Consider the following 535-nt stretch of genomic DNA (forward strand, 5'->3'; position numbering starts at 1 on the left):
GGGTCTGTAGCTCAGTCGGTTAGAGCACCGTCTTGATAAGGCGGGGGTCGTTGGTTCGAATCCAACCAGACCCACCAACGGTCGAGGCATCAGATCCGCGACACGGGGGGATTAGCTCAGCTGGGAGAGCACCTGCTTTGCAAGCAGGGGGTCGTCGGTTCGATCCCGTCATCCTCCACCAATCTTCAATGCACAGCGTTCAGTTACTTGAGCGTTGCGCATTGGCGATTGCTAGCCAGTTGATGCTGTGGGTATTGCAAGACACCTATCGGCTAAACGTTCTTTAACAATCAGGAAGAAGTAGTAAAGAGATTATCTGAAAGCACTTAGAGATGGGTGTGAGTAGGGTAGTCAGGGTAGTGATTGTATCGATGTATCTCAAGACGATCGAAAGATCGATTTGGAATACGGCACAACGCGAATACTCAGCCTGTAGCGTGTGAGTCTGAAGCAGTAGAGAGACACACTCGTTATAGGGTCAAGCGAACAAGTGCATGTGGTGGATGCCTTGGCGATCACAGGCGATGAAGGACGC

At 51.4% G+C, this 535-nt stretch carries 2 tRNA genes; both read left to right on the forward strand.

Annotated elements, in window-relative coordinates:
• A tRNA-Ile gene (locus NCR34_RS27910) sits at window positions 1–77 on the forward strand.
• A gap of 28 nt (window positions 78–105) precedes the next feature.
• Window positions 106–181: transfer RNA gene (locus tag NCR34_RS27915), tRNA-Ala, on the forward strand.
• Window positions 182–535: the final 354 nt, after the last annotated feature.

The organism is Caballeronia sp. GAWG1-5s-s (assembly GCF_023631445.1).
GTDB lineage: Bacteria > Pseudomonadota > Gammaproteobacteria > Burkholderiales > Burkholderiaceae > Caballeronia.